We start from the raw sequence: 6,323 nt of genomic DNA on the forward strand, positions 1-6,323 counted from the left end.
TCCAGCGCCATCCCGAACTCCTCATCGGATTCCTCGCCGGAACCGGCCTCGAACTCGCTCCACCGGCATCAAGCCCATAGTCAAAAATCAGTAGACAGTCAGATCCCTGTCCGGGAAACGCGAGGCCCCTCACCGTCTTTCCACGGACGGCCAGACCTCCTTGACCCACGCGGCCACGGCCTGTTCGTCCCGCTCGGCAGCCCGATGGACCGGAACCTGCACGGAGAAGCCCATCTGGTGCAGGATCCTCCAGATCTGCGCATCACTGAAGCGGACATGGAAACGCCGCGCGACCAGGACCGCTACCCGCGCTGTCGTCCACCGCTGGTCCTCGATCCAGCCTTGCGCGGCCGGCCCCTGCTCCAGAGCCTGGGCCAGCCATGCCCGCCAGGCAGGTTTCATCCGCGACGGCCGGCCCGAAGGCCCCTTCGAACGCAGCGACTCCACACCACCCTCCCGCCACTGGGCATACCAGGCATAAGCCGATTTCCGCGACACCCGTAACCGCCTGGCCACCACCGGCGGCGGAACCTGCTGAGCAAACAACTCAGCAGCCTCAAAACGAACTTGTTCTCTCACGATGTCCCGCGTCAAGTCTGTGGCTCACTGATCTTGTTTGAAAGTTGCGGGTGCAGGGTCGGGGTGCGGTAGATCTCGATCGGCCGGTGGCCGGCGAGGGCTTCCTGGGGCCGGACGTGGTTGAAGATGTGCCGGTAGTGCTCGGCCTCGCGGGCGAGCGTGTCGAGGTCCTCGATCTCCTGACGGTAGAGGTGCTCGTACTTCAGCGAGCCGAAGACCCGTTCGCGGACTCCGTTCTGGCCGGGGCTCTTGGCCCGGGTGCGGATGTGCAGCAGCTCGGGCCTGGATGCTATGAACCGGGCGAACGCGGCACCCTTGAACGCGCCGCCGTTGTCGGTGACCAGCTTGATTCTTCGGATCGCGCCCGTCTCGCTGCTGACAGGCAACAGACCGGACAGCGGACGGCCGCCGAGTCGTTCGGCCTCGGAGATCGCGATCTTGACCGCCTCGATCGCGTCGGTGCCAGTGCAGGACGGGCTGATGGGCCAGCCGTGCTCGTACTTGGTGAAGTAGTCGGTCACGCCAGCCAGGCGCCAGATGCCGCCGCCGGTGGTCTCATACTCTGAGAAGTCGAGCTGCCACACCTCGTTCGGCCTGGTGGGCGCCTCGGCGAAGGCGGCCTTGCGGGCCCTGGCGAGCTCACGGCGTTCGCCCTGGTAGTCAACGGGCTGGAGCAAGTCCCGTCTGCGCAGGGCGCGCTCGACCGAGGAGGCCGAGAGAGTGTGGCCGTCGGCCCGCATCAACCAGTGGATCTTGCGGTGGCCCCAGGCCGGCCAGTCGGCCGCGTACTTGGCCACGACCGGCTCGGCCACGTCCACGACCGGAGCGGGCCACGGCCCCTTGACCGCGGTGCCGCCTTCAAGGGCGCGGGCCTGCCAGCGGCAGTACGTACGACGCGGGATGCCGACCAGCTCACAGAACCTCGAAGTCGGCATCGCCGCCTGGGTGCGGATCACCTAATGGCGTTGTAAGCGGGGCTCCGTCACCCCGGGATGCCCACGGATCACGGTGACCTTCGAGTCCTTCCTCGAGACCGGTACGAGGCGCGGCGGAACCCCGCTCCACCGCATAGCCTCGGCCTGGTCGAAGCGGGTGGCATCCTGCGATGCCCGTGAGCCGTCGAGCTCTTCCTGGCGACGAGGAGCTGCTCGCTTGCAGCCTTGGGCCACAGACCGCTTATCAGATGTCGGACCCAGCGAGTCCTTCCATTAGGGCGAGGCAGACCCGAGGCGGAGCTGCACGATGACGGGATCGGCGAAGGGGAATGCGATGGACGTGACCTGCGGGATCGACTGGTCTGACAGCCACCACGATGTGGCGGCCGTGGACGAACGAGGCCAGGTGCTTTCACAGCTGCGCATCGGCGACGACGCGGCGGGGCTGGCCCGGCTGCTGCAGGTGCTGGCCGACCACGGAGACCGCGCCGAAGCCATGATCCCGGTCGCGATCGAGACCAACCACGGCCTGTTGGTGGCCGCGCTGCGGGCGACGGGCCGCCCGGTCTATGCGATCAACCCGCTGGCCTGCGCCCGCTATCGTGAGCGATCGGCTCCCTCCCGTTCCAAGTCTGACCAGGCCGACGCGATCGCCCTGGCCAACATTCTGCGCACGGACGCCGATCGGCACCGCCCGCTGCCTGCTGACAGCGAGCTGGTACGCGCGATCGCGGTCCTGGCCCGCGCTCACCAAGACACCGCCTGGGCCATCCAGCAGCTGTCCAACCAACTTCGCTCGCTGCTGCGTGAGTTCTTCCCCGCCGCGCTCACCGCGTTCGCCGGCCTGACCAACGGCGGCCTGCCCCCGTTATCTTCTTCGCGGTCCTGCAAGAGGGCCGCTGGCCTCCGGGCCCGGTATGACTGTGTCCCCCTGTCGAACCGATGACCTGGGGGGTGGTGTCGCCGGGCCCGAGGGGTGCCGATGGAGACGCTGATGAGAGGTCCGACTACCGCCCCGCCGAGCGCAACGCCCGGTATCTCGCGGGTGGCAGGTCTGCATAACGTGGATGCGCGAGTACGGCACCAACGTCCTGGCCAGCACTGCACCAATCCCGTTCAGGAGGATGGGTTGTACGACATCAGCGACGTCGACGTGTTCTTCGCTCTGGACGTCGGCAAGAGTGCTCACCACGGCCACGGGCTGACCCCGGCCGGCAAGAAGGTCTTCGACAAGCAGCTGCCCAACAGTGAGCCCAAGCTGAGAGCGGTGTTCGACAAGCTCACCGCGAAGTTCGGCACCGTGCTGTTGATCGTGGACCAGCCCGCCTCGATCGGTGCTCTGCCCCTGACCGTCGCCCGCGACGCGGGCTGCAAGGTTGCCTACCTGCCGGGACTCGCGATGCGGCGGATCGCCGATCTCTACCCCGGCGAGGCGAAGACCGACGCGAAGGACGCCGCGGTCATCGCGGACGCCGCCCGCACCATGCCGCACACCCTGCGTTCGCTGGAACTCTCCGACGAGATCACCGCCGAGCTCACCGTCCTCGTCGGCTTCGACCAGGACCTCGCTGCCGAGGCCACCCGCACCAGCAACCGGATACGCGGCCTGCTCACCCAGTTCCACCCCAGCTTGGAACGGGTCCTCGGCCCCTGGCTCGATCACCCGGCCGTCACCTGGCTCCTCGAACGCTACGGATCCCCGGCCGCCCTGCGGAAAGCGGGCCGCCGCAGGCTCGTCGAAGTGATCCGGCCCAAGGCTCCCCGGATGGCGAAGCGACTGATCGACGAGGTCTTCGACGCACTCGACGAGCAGACCGTGATCGTCCCTGGGACCGGCACCCTGGACATCGTGGTGCCATCGCTGGCCCGCTCACTCGGAGCCGTCCACGACCAACGCCGGGCCCTGGAAGCCCAGATCAGCGAACTGCTGGAGGCTCACCCTCTTTCGCCGGTCCTGACCTCGATTCCTGGGGTCGCGGCCAGGACCGCCGCCGTCCTGCTGGTCACCGTCGGCGACGGCACCAGCTTCCCCAGCGCCGCCCATCTCGCCTCCTACGCCGGACTCGCCCCGACCACCAAGACCTCGGGCACATCGATCCACGGCGAACACGCCCCCAGAGGCGGCAACCGCCAGCTGAAGAGAGCGATGTTCCTGTCCGCGTTCGCGGCCCTGCACGATCCCGCCTCCCGCGCCTACTACGACAAGTGCCGGACCAGAGGGAAGACCCACACCCAGGCACTTCTCCGGCTCGCCCGGCATCGCATCAGCGTGCTGTTCGCGATGCTCCGCGACGGCACCTTCTACGAACACCGAACCCCCCGCCTCGCTTGACGAAGGACATAGAGGCCCCCCCAGCTGTGCCATACGCACGCCCTTCCCCCAGCAGGCCCCGGACCGAACAGATCCCACGACCTCCGTCGCGCTTCGAACTACTGTCACAGCACCCAGCTCCAAGTCCTAGAGCGCGACCCCGCCAACCACGTCTGCCTTAGCGAACCGGAATCATGGCCAGGCCGGATGACCCCGACCGCGCCGCTGTCTGCGCACCCCAGCCATGACGGCACGCTCACTCCGTCTCCGCCGGGGCCAGGCAGCACCGCCTCAGGCATGTTTTCCCAGCCACGAAGCCCTGCCACGCACATCGGCACGGCGCACTGGCGCGTTCGGCGGGCTGGCGCGGGCTTTCAACGCGGTGGAGTGCACCCCCAAACAACCGCGTCATCACGTCGGCGCTCGTCGGCCGTGGCGACGTGAGACATGCGTCAGCCTGGAGAACCGGTACTGGCATTGCCCTCGTCGCCAAAACCGTCACCGCCCTCGCCTTCTACAAGAAGGGATGGTGAAGCCCCGTGACTACCGGTAGTTCGTTGACCTCGTCGGTAGTGCGGGTTGACGGCGAGGCGGATTGCCCATAGGCCGGTTGCAGGGAGTCAACCACCTTGCTGGGGGCCGAAGGTGACGGCTCGTCGTCCATGTCCGCCTGCGCCGGGACCGTTGGAGGAGTATGCGGCCCGGTTCGATGATCTCTTCGTCAGCCTGGCTCAGCGGCGGGGGTTCCGGGAGTATCTGAGCGGGCTGCTGGCGCCGCGGGAGAGGAACAAGACGATCACCTGTCTGGCAGGGGCGGAGCCGGTGGCGGGCGCAGGAATACCAGGGGTGCAGCGGCTGCAGTTCTTCCTCTCGGAGTCCACCTGGGACGCTGGGCGGGTCAACGACCGCCGGCTCGAGCTGCTGCGCGGCCATGCCGCGACGGCTCCGCATGACGGCGGGGTCATCGTGATCGATGATTCCGGGGACCGCAAGGACGGCACGGCGACCGCGCACGTGGGCCGGCAGTGGCTGGGCCGGTACGGCAAGACGGACAACGGCATCGTCACGGTGACCACGGTGTGGACCGACGGCCGGATCTACTACCCCCTGCACGCACAGCCCTACACCCCCGCCCACCACTTCGCGCGGGGCCGGGACGACCCCGGTTTCCGCACCAAACCGCAGATCGCCGCGGCTCTTATGGCACACGGCAAGGAGGCAGGCTTCGCCTGCCGGGCGGTGGTGGCCGACTGCGCCTACAGCGTCAGCGACGACTGGTATCTCGCGCTGCGCGAGGCCCGCCTGCCGTACGTGGTCCACCTCAAGCCGCACCGCGGCACCTGGGCCCGTGCCGGCCAGCCGCATACCCCCATCGACGCCGCCCACAGCCTGGCCTGGCAGGACGCCGAGCATCCCGGCGACTGGACACCGGTTGAGCGCCACTTCCGCGACGGCCACAGTGAGACCTGGTGGGCCGCTGATGCCCGCCTGGGCGGCTACGGCCCCGACTCACCTGCCGGCTGGTCGTGTCCACCACCGACCCGGCCAGCCTGCCGGAGAAGGCCACCTGGTACCTGGCCACCAACCTGCCCCACCCCGACACACCTCACGCCGCCACCAGGGCGCACCCGCCCGCCGGCCTCGCCGAGATCGTCCGACTTTATGGATTGCGGCCGTGGATCGAGCAGAGCTACAAGCAGATCAAGGACGAACTCGGCTGGGCCGACTTCCAGGTCCGCTCCGATACCGCCACCCGCCGCCACCAGACCCTGGTCAACTGCGCCTTCTCCTTCTGCTGGGACCACTGGTTCACCCCACCCGGAGATCTCGACGCCACCACGCCGGACCCGTGCCCCGACGAGGAGCCAGAGAGGGGACCGGCCGAACCCCACCAGCCCCAACTGCCCTGCTGGCCCAGGGCTTTACGCGCTATCCGTTCCTGGCTCACCCCGGCCATCACCCTCACCCGGTGGTGGCAAGCCTGGACCGACAAAGACCCACCCTCCGAACTCCAGGCCCTGATCGACGCAGTCACCACAGGACACGGCATTGATCTCTACTGCCGCGTTTAACGAACTACCGGTAGCCCTGAAGCAGGCGGGCTGGCGGCTGCACGCTGCTGGCCCGCCGGTGCTATCCGCCCGCCAGAGCCTGTCTACTGACTTCGGCGCTTCGAGGTGGTTGATCTGCTCGTGGGGCTGACTGACTGTCACCTGTGCGCTATGTCGTTGGTATGCGCTATGCGGATGGGGGCGGGCTGACGGCGAAGGGCCGTCAGCGCCGCGAGGCGGTGCGGCTGGAGGCCGCCGGGTTGTTCGCCGAGGGGGGCAAACCGCCGGAGGTCGCCTGCCGGTTGCGGGTGAGTCTGAAGTCGGCCTACCAGTGGTACCAGGCGTGGAAGCGGGGCGGAGTGGCGGCGCTGGCCTCGCGGGGCACGAGCGGGCAGCGGTGCAAGCTGTCGGCACGCTGCCAGGAGAAGCTGGCCGAGTACCTCGGGC

General features: G+C 68.3%; 3 protein-coding genes and 3 pseudogenes. 4 read left to right on the forward strand and 2 right to left on the reverse strand.

The features are described 5' to 3' along the window. Together ACZ7NC_RS44000 and ACZ7NC_RS44005 are read right to left on the reverse strand one after the other, a co-directional pair. Positions 1 to 594, reverse strand: a pseudogene (locus ACZ7NC_RS44000) (winged helix-turn-helix domain-containing protein); the annotation flags it as partial. Beyond that, positions 591 to 1,535, reverse strand: coding sequence for an integrase core domain-containing protein (locus ACZ7NC_RS44005; RefSeq protein ID WP_471497705.1), 945 nt, complete (start codon positions 1,533 to 1,535; stop codon positions 591 to 593). The gene ACZ7NC_RS44005 and the pseudogene ACZ7NC_RS44000, both read right to left, overlap by 4 nt. A gap of 313 nt (positions 1,536 to 1,848) precedes the next feature. On the opposite strand from ACZ7NC_RS44005, the pseudogene ACZ7NC_RS44010 reads away from it, so the two are divergent. From ACZ7NC_RS44010 to ACZ7NC_RS44025, 4 genes and pseudogenes are all read left to right on the forward strand, one after another. Further along, positions 1,849 to 2,376 (forward strand): annotated as a pseudogene (locus ACZ7NC_RS44010) (IS110 family transposase); the annotation flags it as partial. A gap of 267 nt (positions 2,377 to 2,643) precedes the next feature. Next, complete coding sequence (locus ACZ7NC_RS44015) at positions 2,644 to 3,846, forward strand: IS110 family RNA-guided transposase (RefSeq protein ID WP_471497707.1); 1,203 nt, start codon at positions 2,644 to 2,646, stop codon at positions 3,844 to 3,846. Positions 3,847 to 4,470: 624 nt separating this feature from the next. Then, a pseudogene (locus tag ACZ7NC_RS44020) lies at positions 4,471 to 5,878 on the forward strand (IS701 family transposase). Between the two features lie 180 nt (positions 5,879 to 6,058). Continuing rightward, positions 6,059 to 6,323 (forward strand): helix-turn-helix domain-containing protein (locus ACZ7NC_RS44025; RefSeq protein ID WP_471497709.1); only part of this gene is annotated, 265 nt, incomplete at its 3' end.

The organism is Streptomyces sp. NPDC111802, from assembly GCF_055634335.1.